The 19433-nt window shown below is 64.5% G+C and carries 19 protein-coding genes, 1 pseudogene and 1 riboswitch; of the genes and pseudogenes, 15 read left to right on the forward strand and 5 right to left on the reverse strand.

From position 1 onward, the window contains the following. Positions 1-9: 9 nt before the first annotated feature. Together ACWIVK_RS01980 and ACWIVK_RS01985 are read right to left on the reverse strand one after the other, a co-directional pair. Positions 10-336, reverse strand: a complete 327-nt coding sequence (locus tag ACWIVK_RS01980) for a nucleotidyltransferase domain-containing protein (protein WP_448574852.1) — start codon at positions 334-336, stop codon at positions 10-12. Next, the gene (locus ACWIVK_RS01985; protein ID WP_448574853.1) at positions 317-712 is read right to left on the reverse strand and encodes a HEPN domain-containing protein; all 396 of its coding nucleotides are present in this window, start codon (positions 710-712) and stop codon (positions 317-319) included. Before ACWIVK_RS01985 ends, ACWIVK_RS01980 begins: the two co-directional genes overlap by 20 nt. 180 nt (positions 713-892) lie before the next feature. Next, positions 893-971: riboswitch (Fluoride riboswitch) on the forward strand. Positions 972-1046: 75 nt separating this feature from the next. Here ACWIVK_RS01985 and ACWIVK_RS01990 point away from each other — a divergent pair. Genes ACWIVK_RS01990 through nrfD form a run of 7 tightly spaced genes read left to right on the forward strand, consistent with a single transcriptional unit; the run spans position 1047 to position 8357 of the window. Next, positions 1047-2255 carry a cation:proton antiporter gene (locus tag ACWIVK_RS01990; protein WP_448574854.1) on the forward strand — a complete coding sequence of 403 codons (1209 nt, stop codon included), beginning with the start codon at positions 1047-1049 and terminating at the stop codon, positions 2253-2255. 3 nt (positions 2256-2258) lie between these two features. Further along, complete coding sequence (locus tag ACWIVK_RS01995) at positions 2259-2684, forward strand: universal stress protein (RefSeq protein WP_448574856.1); 426 nt, start codon at positions 2259-2261, stop codon at positions 2682-2684. A 5-nt stretch (positions 2685-2689) separates the two neighbouring features. Further along, positions 2690-3085, forward strand: coding sequence for a hypothetical protein (locus ACWIVK_RS02000; RefSeq protein ID WP_448574857.1), 396 nt, complete (start codon positions 2690-2692; stop codon positions 3083-3085). Next, positions 3085-3426, forward strand: a complete 342-nt coding sequence (locus ACWIVK_RS02005) for a hypothetical protein (RefSeq protein ID WP_448574858.1) — start codon at positions 3085-3087, stop codon at positions 3424-3426. Before ACWIVK_RS02000 ends, ACWIVK_RS02005 begins: the two co-directional genes overlap by 1 nt. Further along, positions 3423-6512 (forward strand): formate dehydrogenase, encoded by a 3090-nt coding sequence (gene fdh, locus ACWIVK_RS02010; RefSeq protein ID WP_448574860.1) that lies wholly within the window; start codon positions 3423-3425, stop codon positions 6510-6512. Before ACWIVK_RS02005 ends, fdh begins: the two co-directional genes overlap by 4 nt. Continuing rightward, a complete protein-coding gene (locus ACWIVK_RS02015; RefSeq protein ID WP_448574861.1) occupies positions 6509-7360 on the forward strand; it encodes a 4Fe-4S dicluster domain-containing protein in 852 nt (283 codons plus the stop codon). The genes fdh and ACWIVK_RS02015 overlap by 4 nt, the downstream gene beginning before the upstream one ends. Beyond that, complete coding sequence (gene nrfD / locus ACWIVK_RS02020; RefSeq protein WP_448574862.1) at positions 7353-8357, forward strand: NrfD/PsrC family molybdoenzyme membrane anchor subunit; 1005 nt, start codon at positions 7353-7355, stop codon at positions 8355-8357. The genes ACWIVK_RS02015 and nrfD overlap by 8 nt, the downstream gene beginning before the upstream one ends. Before the next feature lie 74 nt (positions 8358-8431). On the opposite strand, the gene thiO is transcribed toward nrfD, so the two are convergent. Then, on the reverse strand, positions 8432-9577 hold the full coding sequence (gene thiO / locus ACWIVK_RS02025; RefSeq protein WP_448574863.1) for a glycine oxidase ThiO: 1146 nt from the start codon (positions 9575-9577) through the stop codon (positions 8432-8434). A gap of 419 nt (positions 9578-9996) precedes the next feature. Further along, positions 9997-12528, reverse strand: coding sequence for a transglycosylase domain-containing protein (locus tag ACWIVK_RS02030; RefSeq protein ID WP_448574864.1), 2532 nt, complete (start codon positions 12526-12528; stop codon positions 9997-9999). A 114-nt stretch (positions 12529-12642) separates the two neighbouring features. On the opposite strand from ACWIVK_RS02030, the gene ACWIVK_RS02035 reads away from it, so the two are divergent. Then, positions 12643-13173, forward strand: coding sequence for a PRC-barrel domain-containing protein (locus ACWIVK_RS02035; protein WP_448574865.1), 531 nt, complete (start codon positions 12643-12645; stop codon positions 13171-13173). 6 nt (positions 13174-13179) lie between these two features. Here ACWIVK_RS02035 and ACWIVK_RS02040 read toward each other — a convergent pair whose 3' ends face one another. After that, positions 13180-13344 carry a hypothetical protein gene (locus ACWIVK_RS02040; protein ID WP_448574866.1) on the reverse strand — a complete coding sequence of 55 codons (165 nt, stop codon included), beginning with the start codon at positions 13342-13344 and terminating at the stop codon, positions 13180-13182. Between the two features lie 33 nt (positions 13345-13377). Between ACWIVK_RS02040 and ACWIVK_RS02045 the strand changes: the two genes are divergently transcribed. The 7 genes and pseudogenes from ACWIVK_RS02045 to ACWIVK_RS02075 form a co-directional block, all read left to right on the forward strand. Next, positions 13378-14565: a glycosyltransferase family 4 protein gene (locus tag ACWIVK_RS02045; RefSeq protein WP_448574867.1), complete on the forward strand. Its 1188-nt coding sequence runs from the start codon at positions 13378-13380 to the stop codon at positions 14563-14565. Positions 14566-14571: 6 nt separating this feature from the next. Next, positions 14572-15153, forward strand: coding sequence for a CDP-alcohol phosphatidyltransferase family protein (locus ACWIVK_RS02050; RefSeq protein ID WP_448574868.1), 582 nt, complete (start codon positions 14572-14574; stop codon positions 15151-15153). Positions 15154-15158: 5 nt separating this feature from the next. Next, on the forward strand, positions 15159-16040 hold the full coding sequence (locus ACWIVK_RS02055) for a ComEC/Rec2 family competence protein (protein ID WP_448574869.1): 882 nt from the start codon (positions 15159-15161) through the stop codon (positions 16038-16040). Beyond that, complete coding sequence (locus tag ACWIVK_RS02060) at positions 16037-16279, forward strand: DUF3006 domain-containing protein (RefSeq protein ID WP_448574870.1); 243 nt, start codon at positions 16037-16039, stop codon at positions 16277-16279. The genes ACWIVK_RS02055 and ACWIVK_RS02060 overlap by 4 nt, the downstream gene beginning before the upstream one ends. Before the next feature lie 2 nt (positions 16280-16281). Continuing rightward, positions 16282-16644 carry a LysM peptidoglycan-binding domain-containing protein gene (locus ACWIVK_RS02065; RefSeq protein ID WP_448574873.1) on the forward strand — a complete coding sequence of 121 codons (363 nt, stop codon included), beginning with the start codon at positions 16282-16284 and terminating at the stop codon, positions 16642-16644. 258 nt (positions 16645-16902) lie between these two features. Continuing rightward, entirely contained in the window at positions 16903-18015 is a 1113-nt protein-coding gene (locus ACWIVK_RS02070) for a L,D-transpeptidase family protein (protein ID WP_448574871.1), read from the forward strand. 63 nt (positions 18016-18078) lie between these two features. Beyond that, positions 18079-19433 (forward strand): annotated as a pseudogene (locus ACWIVK_RS02075) (hypothetical protein); the annotation flags it as partial.

The raw sequence follows: 19433 nt of genomic DNA on the forward strand, positions 1-19433 counted from the left end.
GCGCAGACCTCACACGAGCCGAACGGCTTGGGGGAGCACGTTGGCAGCCAGGCCACGACCGCTCGCGACACTAGCAGCCACTTCTTCTTCGCTCCAGACGAAGAGGTCGACGGGAACCGGCAAGTTTTGGAACGCTTCCTCGCAGCAGGCCCGCGCAGCTTCCCGGTCCGCCCCATCGACGACCACCACGAGGAGGTCAGCATCGCTGCGCGGCGTCGGGATACCGCCGGCGAAGGAGCCGAAGAGGTAGATCGCCCGTACGCCAGGACAACGCCCCGCTTCGCGCGCTGCCTCCCATAGGGCGGCGAGCACACTCTCACGGTCGAGGAAACGCACGCTCACAGTACTCGACGATCGCTCGTGCATCGGCGATCGCCTCCGCTGCATCGCGTTCCGTGTAGTACTCGCCGGGAAGACCGGCGGGGAAACCGTTCGGATAGCGCGCCAGTATATAGTGGCGATCCAGTCGTCGGGCAGCGTCGAGCAACGCTTCCGGTACCTCGAGGCGAGCGGCCAGTCCGCGGAGCAATCGCCAGACGCTGTGGCCCCATCCCTCCCCACCGAGCCCCAGGAGCAACCCTTTGACAGCCTTCTCAGCAGCCTGCTGCGCAGCGAAGGCAGCCCACTCGTAGTCGCCAGCTTGGCGCGCCCGCTCAGCATGGGCGAGATCGCGTCGCGCTTGCGCCAACCAGTCTGCCCCGCGGTTCGCCACGTTCCTGCACCTCGCTCCCGGAAGGATAGCAGAGGAACAGGCGGTCGCGCACTCGCCCTGGCTTCCAGCGATTTTGCCCGTTAGCCGATGAGACGGCGCAGGAGCGATCGCAGTGTTCCTCGGGACAGCTCTCCCGCGACAGCGGATTCCCTTCCCTTTTCCCGGAACAGTGGTAGACTACAGTCGAACGGCGATGGAGTCCGCCGGGGCTCGCCGAGAGCCCGAAGCGCCAGATAAGGCTGATGGCTCCTGCTCGCAGGACGTGCGGGCAGGAGTTTTTCTTCTGCCCCCGTCCTCGAAAACGGCGAACAGAACGAGCGGGAAGGGGGCATCGATGGCAAACATTTGGGCCACTGCCGCACTCTGGATCGGACTCGCATTTCTGGCGAGCATCATCTCCATTCGTCTCGGCCTGTCCGTCGCACTCGTCGAGATCCTGGTCGGTGTCGTCGCCGGGAATGCGCTCGGCCTCCAAACCGATACCTGGATCAATGCGCTCGCCAGTTTTGGGGCGGTCGTCCTCACCTTCCTCGCCGGGGCGGAGATCGAGCCGGAAGCCCTGCGCCGGCACCTCAAGGCGAGTCTCGCGATCGGCTTCGCTGGATTCCTCGCGCCGTTTCTCGGTGCCGCCGCCTTCACTCGCTTCGTCGTGGGTTGGAGCTGGCCACAAGCCTGGATCGGTGGCCTCGCTCTCTCCACCACTTCGGTCGCCGTCGTCTATGCGGTGATGGTGGAAACTGGATTGAACGAGACCGACATCGGCAAGTTGATCCTGGCCGCCTGCTTCGTCAACGACTTGGGCACGGTTCTCGCATTGGGACTTCTCTTTGCGAACTATGACCTGCACCTCATGGTTTTCGTCGTCGTCACGGCAGTCACGCTCTTCCTGCTCGGGCGAGTGACACGATTCGTGATCGCAGCGTGGGGAAACCGCGTCAGCGAGCCAGAAGTCAAATTCCTGTTCCTGGTACTCTTCTTCCTTGGTTGGCTGGCGACGATCGCCAAGAGCGAAGCTGTTCTGCCAGCGTACTTGGTCGGCCTGGCCATCGCTGAGATTTTCACGCATCATCGCCCACTCATGCTGCGCCTGCGGACCCTGGCCTTCGCTCTGCTGACGCCATGGTACTTCCTCAAGGCAGGCTTGTACGTTTCCCTGCCGGCGCTCGTCAGCAGTATCGGGTTGATCATCGCGCTGCTCTTGGTCAAGATGGTCACGAAGCTTCTCGGAGTCGGACCGTTGACGCTCGTCTTCGGGCTCGAGCGGCGCACGAGCGCTTACACCACCCTGCTGATGTCGACCGGCCTGACCTTTGGCACTATTTCCGCACTCTTCGGCCTCAACAACGGCATCATCGACCGCACCCAGTACACCGCACTGGTGACCGCCGTGATCGCCTCCGCGTTGGTACCCACGTGGATCGCACAGACCTGGTTCCTGCCACGCACAGAGGAGACGCCGCGCGCCCCGGCCGACAGCGCGGTGCCTCGGCCTGGAGTCGAGACGGAACTCGTTGCCGAGCGAGCGACACGAGAGGACGGTTGAGCGATGTACCGCAAGATTCTCGTCGGATTCGATGGCTCACCAGGGGCACAGGCGGCCCTGCGCCACGCCATCGAGCTGACACGCCTGTTCGGGGCTGAATTATGGAGCCTCTCCGTCATCGAGATTCCACAGTGGGGAACAGCAACCGTCGCGGAGATCGACGAACAGCGTCGCATCGTCGAACAAGAGCTGAGCACTCTGCAAGAGGCAGCGCGGCGGCAGGCAACAGAATTCGGGGTGGAACTGCACACGGTGACTCGTATCGGGCATCCTGCCCAACTGCTCGTCCAGGAAGCGCAGCGCGGCGCGTTCGATTTGCTGGTGATCGGGCACAGCGGCCGCTCCGGGGTCTGGGGAGTCTTCCTCGGCACGACTGCCGATAAGGTGGTGCGCCACGCTCCCTGCAGCGTTTTGGTCGTCCGCTGGTAGCAGCGATGCACCGACACGCTCCGGCAGCGTACGCCGCCAGCGAGATCCGTCACCTGCTGCGACGAGGAGGATGCCCGATTTGTCGTGCCAGCGAGGCAGCGATCGAGCGCTACCTCTTCTGGTTCTTTCACGAATCCTTCAGCGAGCCGAGCGTCGTTCTCCGGTACGTCCGATCGCGCGGTTTCTGCCCGCGTCACCTCACCCTGATCGGCGAGTGTGGGCCACAGTGGCAGCTGACGGCGATCTTCAGCTGGATCATCGCCGATATCCCGCGAGCCCTCGATGCGCCAGCACCACCCCTGCAGAGCAGGTTCCAGCAGCTGCGGCACGTGTCCTCCAGCCGGATGGACCCTGTCTTCTGTGCGAGGTCGAGGAGCAGGCATCGAGCTACACCGCGCTGATGTTGCTCGACGTCCTGGAGTACGACGAAGATGTGCACAACCACTCTGCCGCCAGCGGCGGGTGCTGTCTCCCTCATGTCCATCGAGTGGCACGAGCTGCCGGCAGACACCACGAGCAACCGATCGCGACGATCCACCAGGTCCTGCGCGACCGACCCGCGAACCTGGAGCACCTGTGCAACGAATTCTTCCGCAAGGCGGAATATCGCTCGGCGCACGAGCCCAAGGGTGAAGGCCAAGGAGCGTGGCGGCAGGCGCTCCAACTCTTCAGCTATCATGGACGCGCGACAGCGGTCTTCGACCAAGCGTCAGCAAGGAGAACGGAAGGCGAGCGCTCATGAGGCTTCTCCAACGGCTGCGACAGCACGTCGGTTTCGTTCCGAACCCGGTGAGCGAGACGACGCGCCAGGCTCATGCACGCATCCGCGGCGCCGACGTCAGCATCAGCGTCTGCCCCTACTGTGCGGTCGGATGCTCCCAGCTCGTCTATACCAAGGACGGGCGCATCATCGACATCGAGGGGAACTACGAGAGCCCGATCAACGGCGGAACGCTCTGTCCCAAGGGCGCAGCCACCTGGCAGCTCATCCACAGTCCGTTGCGCGAGCTCCGCGTCAAGTACCGTGCGCCCTACAGCGATCACTGGGAAGAGCGTCCGCTGGAGTGGGCGATGGAGCGGATCGCGCAGCTGGTCAAACGGACCCGCGACGCGACCTTCGTCCACCGTGACGAGCACGGCCTCGTGGTCAACCGCACGCTCGGCATCGCCCATCTGGGCGGAGCGACGCTGGACAACGAGGAGAACTATCTCATCAAGAAGCTGTTCACCGGTGGACTGGGAATCGTCGCGGTCGAGAACCAAGCGCGCATATGACACTCCAGCACGGTGCCCGGTCTGGGCGCCCGGCTGGGTCGAGGCGGTGCGACGACGACGCTGGCGAGTCTCGCCGACAGCGACTGCATCGTCATCATGGGCTCGAACATGGCCGAGAATCACCCGGTCGGCTTCCGCTTCGTCGTCAAGGCACGCCAGCGCGGGGCGACCGTGATTCACGTCGATCCGCGCTTCTCGCGCACCTCGGCACTCGCCGATCTGTACGTCCCGATCCGGCCAGGCAGCGATCTCGTCTTCCTCGGCGCGCTGGTCAACTATGTCGTCAATCACGAACGTTGGCAGACCGACCCCTTCTTCCGCGAGTACGTGGTCCACTACACGAACGCCAGCGTGATCGTCTCGCCGGAGTTCCGCGATACCGAGGAACTCGCGGGTCTCTTCAGCGGATACCGAGCCGAGCAACGCCGCTACGATTCCGCAAGCTGGCACTATGCCGGGCAGATCCACCCCGTCGAGGGTGAGCGCTGGCCCTGCCGCCCGCTGGTCGAGCCGGAGCGGGATCCGACGCTCCAGCATCCCAACTGCGCCTTCCAACTCGTGAAACGGCACTTCGCACGTTATACGCCGGAACTCGTCGAGGCAGTCTGCGGCGTGCCGCGCGAGCTGTTCCTCCGCGTCGCCGAGACGATCCTCGCCAACTCCGGCCGCGAGCGGACGACCGCTTTCTGCTACGCGGTCGCCTGGACGCAGCACACCATCGGCACGCAGATCATCTCCTGCTGCGCCTTGCTGCAGCTCCTGCTCGGCAACATCGGCCGTCCCGGCGGAGGCATTCTGGCACTCCGTGGGCACGCGACCATCCAGGGATCGACCGACATCCCGACGCTCTTCGATCTTTTGCCCGGTTACCTCAAGATGCCACGCGCAGTCCCGGAACACGCGACGCTCGCTGGCTACTTCGCTAGCGAGCGCCCCGCAACTGGCCTCTGGTACGACATGCCCAAGTTCCTGATCTCGCTCCTCAAGGCATGGTACGGGGATGCAGCGACCCCAGAGAACGACTTCGGTTACACCCTCCTCCCCAAGATCGGTGGCGACTACTCCTTCCAGTCGATCCTCACCATGATGGAGGACGGGATCATCAAGGGACTCTTCGTCATGGGAATGAACCCAGCCGTCGGCGGACAAAACGCGCGGCTGGCCCGCCGCGCACTGGCCAATCTGGACTGGCTGGTGGTGCGGGACGTCCACGAGATCGAGACTGCCTCCTTCTGGTACGATGCCCCGGAAGTGCGCAACGGCGAGGTCCGGCCCCAAGACATCCGAACCGAGGTCTTCTTCCTACCAGCGGCGATCGCGGCAGAGAAGGACGGCACCTTCACCAACACGCATCGCCTCGTCCAGTGGCACGACAAAGCCGTCGATCCACCGGCCGATGCGCGCTCCGAGGCGCATTTCATCTACCACCTCGGCCGTCGCCTCAAGGAACTCTACGCCGACGACGATTCTCCGGCCGGACAGCAAATCCGAGCCTTGACCTGGGATTACCCCACGACTGGATCGCACCAGGAGCCAGACCTCATGGCGGTCGCCCGCGAGATCAGCGGGTATCGTGTCGCTGACGGACGACCGGTCGCCGGATTCCATGAACTGGCTGACGACGGATCGACTGCCTGCGGTTGCTGGATCTACGCGGGTATCGTCACACCGGAGGGTGAGCATCGCGCCAAGCGCCGACGCGGCGACGACCGTGCCAGCCTCGATTGGGGCTTCGCGTGGCCAGCCAATCGCCGCATTCTCTACAACCGCGCTTCAGCTGACCCACAGGGTCGCCCCTGGAGCGAACGCAAGAAGTGGATCTGGTGGGACCCCGGGCAGCGACGCTGGGTCGGGTACGACGTTCCCGATTTTCCCGCCACCAAGCCGCCCGATTACCAGCCGCCTCCCGGGGCCAAGGGACTCGATGCTCACCCCGGTACCGCTCCCTTCATCATGATGCTGGACGGCTGCGGCTGGCTCTTCGTCCCGCACGGCCTCGTCGACGGGCCACTGCCCACGCACTACGAACCGTGGGAGAGTCCGGTTCCCAACCTGCTCTATCCGGCTCAGCCACGGAGTCCGGTCGCCCCGGTCTTCCTCCGACCGGATAATCCCTATCACGAGATCGCCGACCCACGCTACCCGTACGTCATCACCACCTACCGATTGACTGAACATCACACCGCTGGAGGAATGAGTCGCTGGGTACCGTGGCTCGCCGAGCTGCAACCAGCCGGATTCGTCGAAATCAGCCCCGAACTCGCACGTGAACTCGGCATCGCGACCGGCGACTGGGTCATCGTCGAGACGGCGCGCGGGAGTGCCGAGGCACGCGCGCTCGTCACCGAGCGTGTTCAGCCGCTCACCATCGCGGGACGGACCGTCCACGTCATCGGCATGCCGTGGCACTTCGGCTTCGGCGGCTTGGCCACCGGCGGTATCGCGAATGAGCTGGCTGCGTTGATCGAAGACCCGAACTCTCTCATTCACGAGGCCAAGTCGTTCACCTGCACGATCCGCAAGGGGCGTTTGCGGGAAGGAAAGGGACCGTGAAGGGACCAGCAGCACTCGAAGGCACCACGCGAGCCCGGCCAGGCGCCTTCGGCTTCCTCACCGATACCACCCTCTGCATCGGCTGTAAAGCGTGCGAGGTCGCCTGCAAGCAGTGGAACCAACTGCCGATGGACGAGTTCGGCTTCACCGGCATGAGCTACGACAATACCGGCGATCTCGGCGCGACCACTTGGCGGCATGTGGCCTTTATCGAGCGGATCAGCGATCGGGAAGGTCGGCGACCAACCACCCTAGCGCCGTTCCAGAGCAACTGGCTGATGCTGAGCGACGTCTGCAAGCACTGCGTCAACGCCGGTTGCATGGAAGCATGTCCGACCGGCGCCATCATCCGCACCGAGTTCGATACGGTCGTCATCCAGCAGGATATCTGCAACGGCTGCGGCTACTGTGTTCCGGCTTGCCCGTTCGGCGTCCCTGCCCTGAGCCCGCTCGACGGCAAGGCGCACAAGTGCACCCTGTGCTACGACCGCTTGAAGGACGGGCTCGAACCAGCCTGCGCCAAGGCCTGCCCGACCGATGCCATTCAGTTCGGTCCGGTGCATGCCTTGATGGACCGGGCACGAGCACGCGTCAGCGAACTGCGCACCCAAGGTGTGGACGCTCGCATTTACGGTGACCAGGCACTCGGTGGTACCGGCGGCATCGGTGGACTCAACGCCTTCTTCATCCTGACAGCACCACCGGAGGTCTATAACCTGCCGGCCAAGCCCGAACTTCCCCAGCGGCGCGTGCTGCCTGCGTTCCTCACCACCGCGCTGGCCGCATTGGCACTCGGCATCGCCACCCTGTTCTCTTTCCGCCGAGTGGGAAGGATGCACGATGGCTGAACTCCGAGCTCGGCGATACCGAAGCGCACCTGGCGAGCCTCTCGGCACCGCGACGCGCGACAGCTACTATGGACTCCCCGTCATCCATGGCCCGCATTGGCATTGGCCGATCGTGTTCTACTTCGTCTTGGGCGGTCTCGCCGGGGGAAGCGCCGTCCTCGCTGCGGCCGCTCGACTCTTCGGTGGTCCTTCAGTTCGACCGGTCGTGCGAGCGGGTCGCTATCTCGCCTTCCTCGCCGTCTTGCCAGGCCCCCTGCTGTTGATCGTCGACCTCGGGCGTCCAGAGCGCTTTCATCACATGCTCCGGGTGATCAAGTTGCGTTCGCCGATGTCTCTGGGCGTCTGGGGGTTGATCGCCTTCAGTCTGAGCGCATTCCTCAACGCGCTGCGGCAAGCAGTCGATGACGGCTTCTTCGGTCGTTCGCATCGTCTGGTGCGCGGCTTCCGAAAGCTGCCGGACCGCGCGTTGGCCATTGCCAGCACGATCCCGGCTTTCTTCCTCGCTGGCTACACTGGTGTCCTGCTCGGCGCAACGGCCGTACCCCTTTGGGCACGTAACGCCTTGCTCTTGGGACCGCTGTTTCTCTGCTCGGCGCTTTCCAGCGCGGCTGCGACGCTCTCCCTCCTGCTGGCACGCCGAGCCCGGAGTGACCGAGCGGAGCAGGCCTTGGCCCAGGTCGAGTTCCTCGCCCTCGCAGGCGAGATCGCGCTCCTCGAAGCGGTTCACCGGAAGAGCGGTCCGGTGATCGGTCACCCCTTGCGCCGAGAGGCCGAAGGGCGCGCGTTCGCCGGTACCCGCACGACCACTGCTGCTGCACTCGCGTTGCACGGCCTTGCGCTGCTGCTCCCGCGGCGCTGGCGCCAGCGGCTCGGGCTCCTGGCCAGCATCCTCGCTCTCGCGGGAGCCTTCCTCCTCCGCGCGACGATGGTCTTCGGCGGTCATCGCTCGGCCGATGATCCAGCCGCGACGTTCGCACTGACCCGCAGCGACGATTGACCGCACACTGCGGTGCGCTGGGAGGCACGAGCGCGACACAGCGGAGATCCCAGCGTGCGCACCGTCGTCGCGCGCTAACTGCTCGGGTCGACGAGGAACCGCTGCGGGGAAAAGCGGGATGGGATGCCGTCCTCGCTCTCGAGTTCCAATGCCCGCGCGATCAGCTCAGCCGTGATCGGCGCCAACATGATGCCGAGCCGGAAGTGGCCGGTGGCCACCCAAACATTGCGCCAGCCAGGTAGCCGACCCAGGATCGGCTGATCGTCGACCGTGCCGGGGCGCAACCCTGCCCCTGCCCAGAAGAGTTCTTCTTGCAAGAGAGCCGGCGCGAGACGTCGAGCTGTATCGATGCAGAACCACAGACCCTGCGCGGTCGGTCGAGTACCCCAACGTCCTCGCTCGACTGTCGTCCCGACCCAGACCAAGCCGTCCGCACGGGGTACCACGTAGCCAGTCACCCCTGGCGCGCCGATGATCGATCGGGGACGTCGTGTCGTCCCATCGATCAAGACCATCTGACCCTTGACCGGCAAGGTCGGGAGTGGCCGCCCGAGTGGAGCAGTCAATTGGCCGGACCAGGCACCGGCTGCCAAGACGACGGCTGCAGTCACGATGCGTTCGCGAGCAGTCTGGATGGCCAGCACGCGGTCACCCGCCGTCTCCAGCCCGACGACGGCGGTATGCTCGAGAACCGTCGCACCAGAGCGCTGGGCAGCGAGCGCCGTCGCCCGCACGAGCTGCGGCACGAGGACACTCGCTCCTTCCTCGATACGCAATGCTCCCTGCACGTGGACCGGCAAGAGTGGCTCTGCCTCACGCACCGTGGGGCCATCGAGCCATTCCACGGCGAAGCCGCGTTCCTCGAGCCATGTCCCGACCGCTTGGATATCAGCGATTTCCGCCTCGGTCTCGGCGACCAAAAGCGTTCCCCACTGCTGAAAACCGACCGCCAGGCCCGTCTCCTCCTGGAGCGACCCGATCAGCCATGGGTACGAGCGCAGGCTGCGCCAGAGCAACTCCTGAAGTTCGACCGGATGGTGCCGTTCGTCCAGTGGACTCACGATCCCTGCGGAGGCCGCCGACGCTCCATCGCCGATCGATTCCCGTTCGAGAAGCGTCACACGCTTGCCTTGTCGCGCCAGCGCGTAGGCGATCGTCGTGCCGATGATCCCACCGCCCACGACGACGACATCCGGATAGGGCTCCAGTCGCGTCGTCATGATCGTTCCTTCCGTAGCGACCGCACCGAGTATCCCCGATCGTTCGGGACACCCTTGCGAACGAGCGCTACCAACGCCTGCTCTTCGACCGCTTCGACTCCACTGCGCCGCGCAGACCGGATGAGGAGACCCGGATCGAGACGAGGAGCGAACTGTGACGATTCCTTGCGAAAACGCTCACCGTGTCTCGTCGTCGGGGGAGGCCACAGCCGCTCACCCTGCGGTGAGCGTTCTCCGAGACTGGTCCTTTGCTCCTCGCTCCTCCACCGCCTCGCTCCGCCGGCCGCTCTTTGGGAGTCGAGAGCGATGCCACCCGTGAACGATACCACGCGGGAACGCAACCGTGAACGGTGCGAAGACTGCGTTTCCGGTGTACCAGCCGTCACCCGACAGCACACATGACCGGTGAGCGAGACGACTCAAGGAGTTGCGGGAGTCGGAATTTCACCAGGCAAGGAGGGACGCGGTGGAGCCAGCTGGGAACCGCTGCTCGGCGGTGCTGCTCCGCCGGGAGACGGTGCACCGACCGGTGGAGCCCCAGGTATCGGACCCGTCTCGTCGCCCGAGCCGGGCGTCGGGGTCGGGCGCTGAATCTCGATCCGCGCGCCGACACCGACCATCGCGGCATAGGCTTGCAGCGAACTCCAGCCACGTCCGGTCATCCCCTTCGGTGTCGCCAGAGCAGCCCTGAGTTCGCGCAGCTCATACTCGGATGCCTGATCACAACGCAACCGGGGTGGCCCATCGCGGACACTGAGTTCGGTAACCGTGCGTGCGCCCGGAATCGGCAACTTGCCGGTCGCGGCGCAGACCTGAACCTCCACGATACCCGGCGGCCGCGGAAATTCGATCGGGATCGGTTGGCCATCGGCACCGAGGAGCGAGCGGGCGATTTGTGGATCTTGATGCGCTTTCACCATGAAATCGTGCCAGATCAAGGCAGCGCTCGAGATACCGTCCAACCCCCGCGACGGGCTGTTGTCGGTATTGCCGACCCAGACGCCGACGACGAGATCGGTGGTGTAGCCGACTGTCCAAAGGTCACGCGCGTCTTCCGACGTCCCGGTCTTCGCCGCGACTGGGCGGTTACCGAGTTCCGGCAGTATCAACGGATTGTTCAGCCCGAAGATCATGGCACGCGCCTTGTTGTCGGAGAGGATGCTCGTCATGAGATAGGCATACTCAGCCCGGACCACCTGCTTGGCCTGATCGAGAACCGTCGCACGATCTAATTGGTAGATCCGGTTGTTTCCTGGAGCGATGATTTCCGCGATCGGATTGTAGGGGACATACTTACCATTGTTCGCGATCGTCGCGTAGGCATTGGTCAACTCGAGGAGCGAGACCTCCCCACCGCCGAGCGTGATCGAAATGCCGTAGAAGTTGGGATCCCGCCAGAAACCAGTCTTGATGCCGAGCCGGTGCGCCATGTCGATCATCGCCGGGACACCGACCACCTCGATCGCCTGCAGTGCCGGGATATTGAGCGAGTTGGCGAGTGCCTCGCGGACGGTGATGGCACCGAAATGCTGCCCGGTCGCATTCTTCGGCTCGTACTTCCCGAAACCGGGAATGTTCCAAACTTTAGCATAGTCGAAGACGATCGTACCGGGATACCAACCGGCTTTCTCGAAGGCAGTCAGATACGTGACCGGCTTGATCGCTGAGCCGGGCTGACGCTCGGCTGTCGTCACATTGAACTGGCCATCGATCGCATCGTTGTAGAAGTCGGCGCTGCCGACCATCGCGATGATCTCGCCGCTCCAGGGAAGCATGGCTACCAGGGCACCGTTGTTGACGCGATAGGGGGCGAGCTGCTGAACGCGACGCTTGACGATTTCTTCGGCCGCCTGCTGGGCATCGAGATCGAGCGTGGTGCGAACCATGAGACCACCGCGATAGACCGCCGCTGGGCCATATTTCGCCTCGAGATACTCGAGCACGAAGTTGACGAAATGCGGAGCCTTGTTGTAGCGTCCTTCCCGCGTTTGCGGATGGAGCGGTTCAGCGAAGGCTGCGTCAGCTTCTTCTTGGGTGATCATGCCGAGCTCGACCATACGGTCGAGCACATACCGCTGGCGCCGCTTGGCGAGTTCGAAATTCTTCGTCGGATCATAGACGCTGGGTGCCTGCGGTAACCCAGCCAGCATCGACGCTTCGGCCAAGCTCAGCTCCCAGGCGAACTTGTTGAAGTACGCCTGTGCCGCCGCATCGATACCGTACGCCCGATTGCCGTAATAGACATTGTTCAGGTACATCATGAGAATCTCTTGCTTGGAGTACCGCTGCGTGAAGCGGATCGCCATGATCGCCTCGCGCACCTTGCGCCGGTACGTCCGCTCCGTCCCGATCGCTTCCGGGTAGAGCATCCGCACCAGTTGCTGGGTGATCGTCGAGGCACCGCTCGTACTCTCGCCACTCAAGTTGAAGACCAAGCTCCGCAGAATCGCGCGCGGCTCTACACCCGGATTGGTCCAGAAGGTCGCATCCTCAGCAGCGATCGTCGCATCGACGATCCACGCTCGGTGCGGCTTGGTCGGATCGTTTTGCTGTTGCCGGATATGGTCCATCAATTCCTCATAGCTGATCGTCGTGCGGTAGCCCGTCGTCGGATCGGTCACCTCGCTCAGTAGGACCCAGTTCCGGTCGTAGATCTTGGTCGTCTGGAACTCCAGGGCCTCGAACCGATCCGGTGACGGCAGATCGGCTGTGAGCGCAGACCAACCCAAGTACCCCGCCGCGCCCACGACGCCCGCACCAGCCAACACCAGCAACACGACGGAGAGAGCGACCGCTGTGAGCAGCCGGAGCAGCACCGTCGTGACCGGATGCCGGCGACGAGCACGCCGGCGGCGCGCGAGCAGGATCGCTCCACCGTTCGCTTTGCGCTGGCCGTTCGCCCGGGATCGTCGGCCGTTGCCGCCCGGTTTCCGCATTCCTCGTCCTACCATGCTGGCCTCGCTCCGCCCCCGGTGTCCGCGGCAAGAGGATACACGACAGGAACGAGTTCAGCCGGGTATGATGGAGCCGAGGAAACGCGGACCGGCAGCAGGGACGGTGCGACGGTGGAGCTACGGAGCTTGCGGGGCATGCCTGTCATTGCGGTCGAGTCCGGCGAGCGATTCGGGCAGGTACAGGATGTCTTGCTCGATCCTCAGGAACGCCGCATCGCGATCGTCCGCGTCCGGCGCGGTGGTCCCTTCCGGGGTGACGTCAGTGACGTATCGTTTTCTGACATCCATAGCATCGGCCGCGATGCAGTGATGGTTCCGAGCAGCCAGGTGTTGCGCCCGGCCACTACCACAACCGAGCACCTGCGCCGGATCGATGACCTCGTCGGTTCGCGGGTAGTCACGGAGCGTGGTGAGGCAGTCGGGACAGTCGACGATGCCGAGATCGATCCCCAAACCGGTGCCGTGACCCATCTCGTCATCGCACCGCTCGGGATTGCCGGCTTGCTCGGCCGTCGTCGGACCGTGCCGATCGATCAGGTTTGTACCATCGGGCGGGATGCGATCGTCCTGTCTGCGCCACCAGCGGAGGGAACCGAGGAAGCTGGCGCAGCGAACGCAGCCGAATCAGCGTCCGACCGGTGAAACGGATCAGAGAAGGCGCGCGATGAGGAGACCGACCAAAGGAGCCGGGACGACATCGCGCATCAGCGCGAGCCAGAGCGCTCGACGTGGGTCCGGTCGCAGCAGTCGCCAGATCGTCGCCAGCATCCACCAGAGTCCACTCGCGAAGAGGACAATCGACCAACTGGTCATGGTCTCCTCTCTCGAATGGTGACGGAGCGTGCAATGCGGATCCTCTTCGTCTCCCCGTTCGATTTCAGCTGTCCTGGTGGCGTCAACGAGCACATTCTCCACCTCGATGCAGAATATCGCAAGCTCGGCCACCAGACCCGCATCCTGGCCCCGCGTTCACCGGGCGAAACGGAAAGCGATGACGGTCACATCGTCAAACTCGGCGTCGCCGTACCGATCCCCGCCAACGGATCGACGGCACGCATCACGCTCTCACCGTTCGTTTCCGGTAAGGTGAAGGATCTCCTGCGTCGGGAACGGTTCGACATCGTCCATCTCCACGAGCCGTTGGCCCCGATGCTGCCGCAGCTCGCGTTGTTCCACTCCCGGTCAGTCAATGTCGGCACGTTTCACGCTGCTCGAGCCCACAACTGGGGATACCTTTCAGCTCGCCCTCTTTTGAGCATGCTCTTCGCCAAACTACACGGACGCATCGCCGTTTCACCAGCGGCGCTGGAATCGATCGCACGCTATTTCCCCGGCTATTACGAGCTCATCCCCAACGGCATCGATGTTCAGCGCTTTCGCCCCGACGTTCCCCCGATCGCCCAGTTCGGCCGACCGACCCTGCTCTTCGTCGGTCGTTTCAACGAGTCCCGGAAAGGGTTGCGCTATCTCATCGAAGCCCTGGCACTCGTCCGTCGCGAGTTTCCCGACGTGCTCTTGCTGGTCGTCGGTCCCGGTGATCCCGCTCGGTACGCTCGGCAGCTGGAGCGGTACGAACTCGTCGATCATGTTCGCTTCACCGGCCCCGTGGCGGACGAGGTGTTGCCTGCATACTACACAGCGTGCGACGTGTTCTGTGCCCCAGCCACGGGCGGCGAAAGCTTTGGGATCGTCCTACTCGAAGCGATGGCCAGCGGCAAGCCGGTCGTGGCCACCGACATCCGCGGCTTTCGCTTCGTCCTGCGGCACGGTATCGAGGGGTTGCTCGTCGAACGGAAGAATCCCGAGGTGCTCGCCCTCGCACTCGTGCACCTTCTCGCTGATCCGGCACTGCGCGAACGATTGGGACAGGCCGGACGGCAGCGAGCTGAGCAGTTCTCCTGGGCAGCGATCGCCCAGCGGACCCTCGCGTACTATGAGCGACTCTTGCGCGGTGTCCGCGAGACGACGACCGAACCACCGATCGATTGGTGGACCTCGCTCCGTCTCGCCTTGAAAGCATGGTCATGGAGGTGAGCTGCAGTGCTCAGTTCACTGGTAGCCGACCGGGTCCGTCTCCGCTTGCAGCGGGTCGGCGAACTCGTCGGGCGAACCGGCCTCACACCCAACCAGTTGACGCTGATGGGATTGCTCCTCAACGGGCTCGTCGGATGGGTCGCCGCGGAGGGAGCTTTTCGCTTGGCCGGTGGGCTCCTTCTCCTCGCCGGGATCTTCGACATGCTGGATGGGGCAGTCGCCCGCGCCACCGGGCGCGTCACCCGCTTCGGCGGCATCCTCGATTCGGTTCTGGACCGCTACGCCGAGGCGCTGGTCATCGGCGGACTCCTCGTCTGGTTCACCCGTTCCTCGACGGGAACAGTGCCGGTTCTCCTCTGCTATGCCGTCATCGTCGGCTCCATTCTCGTGAGCTATGTCCGCGCTCGCGCCGAGGGTGCTGGTCTTCGGTTGACGCAGGGCTTTTTCGCCCGTCCGGAACGCATCGTCGTGCTGGCGCTCGGACTCCTAGCCGAGCGACCGATCTGGGCACTCTGGCTCCTGGCCGTGGCGACCAACCTGACGGTGCTCCAGCGGCTCTGGCTGGTCCGGCGCGCTTCTGGAGCATGAGTCTCATGCGTAGGATCACGCTGCTCCTTCTGCTTCTCGGAATCCTGACCGGCTGCCTGCCAGCCGGTCGTTCCGCGACCGGTCCGGCCAGCGAGATGACGCTGGCAGTCCTCGATGTCGGCCAGGGACTCGCGGTCGCCATCGTGACGCCCGACGGGCACGCACTGGTGTACGACGCGGGGAACAGTCGCCAGGACACGGAACGCGTGATCATCCCGTTCCTGCGCGCTCGTGGTATCGAGCGTCTCGACTACGTAGTTTTGAGCCATCCGGATCAGGACCATGTCGGTGGCATGCCCGCGCTCCTGGCCAGCTTTCCTGTCGCAGCCTATGTCGATCCGGGCCTGCCTTCGACCAACCGTGCGTATGCCGAGACCTTGCGTCTCGTCGCCGAAAAGGGGATCCGGCCCATTCGGGCGGAACGCGGCCTGGTCCTGCCGCTCGGCGAGCGGGTCACTGCTCGCGTCCTCTGGCCCGAGCGCCCGTTCCTGCGAACGCCAGACGGTACCGTGAGCGACAACGACAACTGTGTGGTGCTGCTCGTCGAATACGGCGCTATTCGCATGCTGCTGCCAGGTGACCTCGAGGAGCCGGGCGAAGCCGAGCTCGTCGCGCGCGACGGGGAAGGACTTCGTGCGGATCTGCTAGTCGTCGGCCACCATGGCAGTCGCAGGTCGTCGAGCGAGCCATTCTTGGCAGCAGTGCAGCCAGCGGTCGCGCTCATCTCGGTGGGGGCAGGAAATCCGTACGGACATCCCCATCGGGTGACACTCGACCGGCTGCGGCGAGCTGGAGCCCAGACCTACCGAACCGATCTCGACGGTAGCGTTCTGGTCGTCACGGATGGGAAGCAGTACGCGATCCGGACGGAGAAGACACGATCGTGACCGCCTTGCAACTCTGGGCAACGATCGACCGCTTCGAGATGACCGAAGAAGGGCAGGAACTCGCTGTGCTCGTCTTCGACGATGGGCAGCAACTCGTCGTTCCACGCACCGCACTTCCCTGGGCACGCCGAGGCACAGTGCTACGCGTCACTCTGGAGCAGGATAGCGAAGCCGAGCAGGAGCGCCGGAGCGAGATCGAGCGACTGCAGCGACGATTGTTCGGGGAGGCGGAGCCGTGACGATGTGGCGTACCGGAGTCGTCTCACTGCTCGTCATGCTGCTCGGCGCGGCATGCCTGCCGTTCGGCCGTGCCACGCCGACCGTCACACCGACGCTCGTTCCCACACCGACCCCGCTCCCGGTCCTGCCGGTCGTGACGCCGACGCCGGCTCCAGCGAACTTGTCCAGCATGCCCCCGACCCCAACAGCGCCCGCCGCGCAACCGGCCGGTGACGGGACGACGTACGTCGTCCAACCAGGCGATACGCTCTATAGCATCGCAGTCCGCTTCGGCGTCTCGCTGCAAGCTTTGATCGAGGCCAACCAGATCGAGGATCCGAACCAGCTGCAAGCTGGACAAGTGCTGGTGATCCCGCGCCGGTAGCGACGCCGCGCCGATCCTGACGCGATCACCCGGACGCGGCGAGACGGTCCGTCTACCTGTGCCGCACGCCGAGCAGGCTCCGGCCGCGTCGTCAGTCAGATCGTGCCCCCGCGCGCACTAGGTGCTTCGCTCTCGCCGGATACGGAGCGAACTCGCTGAGCACGCACGGTGCGCGTCCTGCCAGGTTGTCGTCTTGGCAGCGCCACGCTGGATCGCTATGCTCGGAGCGACGGTACGCGATCAGCCGGGCCGAGCGGCATGCGATCACCGATCACGCTGGCGCCACGCGCAACTTGGACGACGCGCAGCCTCGCCGGTTTCGCGCTGATCGTGGTCCTCCTCAGCTGGGCGACGCCGGCTCATGCTGTTCGCGGCGGACCAGACCGTATCTACTTCCCACAGACCGGTCACACTTTGGCCTTCGGTTTTCTGGATTTCTGGCTCGCTCACGGCGATATTCGGCTCTTTGGCTACCCGCTGAGCGAGGAACGCGACGAGGGTGGACTCACGGTGCAGTATTTCGAGCGGGCGGTCTTCGAGTGGCACCCGCAGGCACCAGCCGAATGGCGCGTTCAGTTGCGCCGGTTGGGAGCTGAAGCCACACAGGGACGCTCCGACCGGGCCTTCCGCCCGACGCCGCTGATCGAGTCGGCCGCCTGCCGGTACTTCCTCCAGACGCAGCACAATCTCTGCTCTGGTTTCCGAGCTTTCTGGGAACGGCATGGGGCGCTTCGCATCTTCGGCTACCCGATCAGCGAGGAACTGAGCGAAGACGGGTTGACTGTCCAGTATTTCGAGCGGGCGCGTCTGGAATGGCATCCGGAAGCTCGCGGCACTCACGACGAAATCCAAATCACCCCGCTCGGTGCCTGGGCAGCCAACCGGATCGGCACTGCTCGCGATCCCGTCCCTCGCCCCCCTGACGTGCCGGTCTTCGACCCCGAACTCTTTCCCGGAGCGCCTGCTCTCGTCCGCACACCACCAACCGGCGCCCCAGTGCAGGAAGCCAAGTGGATCGAAGTCGATCTGAGCCAGCAGGCCCTGCGTGCCTGGGAAGGAGATCGCCTCGTCTTCGCGACACTGGTCTCGACCGGCTTGCCACAGTATCCGACACCAGTGGGAACGTTCCGGGTGTACGTCAAGTTGCGCTACGAGCGGATGCGCGGCGGCACGCCCGGGATCGATTACTATGATCTACCCAACGTCCCGCACACGATGTATTTCTACCGCGGCTATGCGCTGCATGGCGCGTACTGGCACAACAACTTCGGTCACCCGATGAGCCATGGCTGCGTCAATCTGCCCCTGGATGCCGCAGCCTGGCTCTACGATTGGACTCCGCTGGGAACGGTGGTCTGGATACACCCCTGACCAGACGCTCGCCTCGTGGTATACCCACCGCCGGAATGCAGCAGGACGGAGGAGCAGTACCGCGTGGCGCGTTTCCTTGGCTGTCTCCTGGCTGTGCTCATCGTGACGACTTCCTGCCGACAGGCCCCTCCGACACCGGCGGCGTCCCCCGCCCCCTCTTCCCCGATCCCCACCGTGAGCAGCGAACCGAGCCCGACCATCCCGGTCCTTCCGACTCCCTCGGTACCAGTCGATCTGCCTCCTTCCTGTTCCCTCGCGAGCACGATGGAATCGCTCCAGACGTTTCTCTCGGCGGTGAGCCGATCCGACCTTCCCCTGCTCCGTCAGCTGGTCCTCACCAGCGAGGCTACTGCGGCGAGACGATGGTTCGCGGTCATCCCGCGCGAGCCGGATCGACTCGACACCGGTCTCTTCTCCGAGCACCCCGAAGCGTTTCTGGATTGGGTCGAGCAGCGAGCGCTCCAGGGTGAGCGCTGGAGCATCCTCGAGTTCCTCCGCTTCCAGTCGGAAGAGACCGATCGCGTCCGGGTGACCGCAGCGCTCTTGCGCGAGGCCGATGACCTGCTGGCAAAACCGATGGTCGCGATGATCGAGCTCGATTGCCAGCGCGGTACCGTCGTTTCGGTCATCGTCGGCGCGATCGGTAGTGAGGATGTACCGGAGCGTGCCGAAGACCTTCTCGCCAGCGCGCTCAGCCAGCGTCCCTTGCGAGGGATCGAGGAAAGTCCGAACTGCCCGCGCAGCCCGTGGGCATTTGGCACAGCCGTCGGCGAAGGGCCCGTGTACTTGGAAATCGGGCCGGATGCTGTCGTCAATCTCGGAAACCTGATCGCCCGTGGTCAAACGGAACTCCGCGTCTCGACGATCGTCGGCCCGAGCGAGCGTGGACCAGTGCTGCTGCGATCGTTCCGTACGCAAGAGCTCTCTCTCCTTCCCACGCTGAGGGAACACTCTACGTGGTTCATCGAGCCGGACGCCGCGACTCCGCGCCGAGTCGTCCTCGACCTTCCAGTGAATGCCCCGGGTTGCTACGTACTCCAGGCGGACGGTCCCACGTGGCAAACACTGCTCGTCTTCGAGGTCGTTCCCGAGACGATCGAGTTCCTCGCCCCCACTTTGGCTGGCGTGAGGCTGCCAGGCCAGCTGCAGGTCCTTTCCGCTGTCCGCGAAGGCCCGGAGAGCGTGCGCGTCAGCCTGGCTGGGCCGACCCTCGTGGCCCGCATGCAGATCAGTCTCGGTGGGCTCGGAACGCCCTACCTGGGGCCGGCTACCCACTGCACACGAGAACTCGAGCCGATCGAACTCTGCTGGACACCCCATCCGGTCTGGGGCTGGCCTCAAACCGCAGTCTGGGACGATGGCATCCGGCGCTATCAGTTGGCTATTCTCGCCGGTGGATCCGACGCGTGGAGCGAGAG

It is taken from the genome of Thermomicrobium sp., from assembly GCF_053493975.1.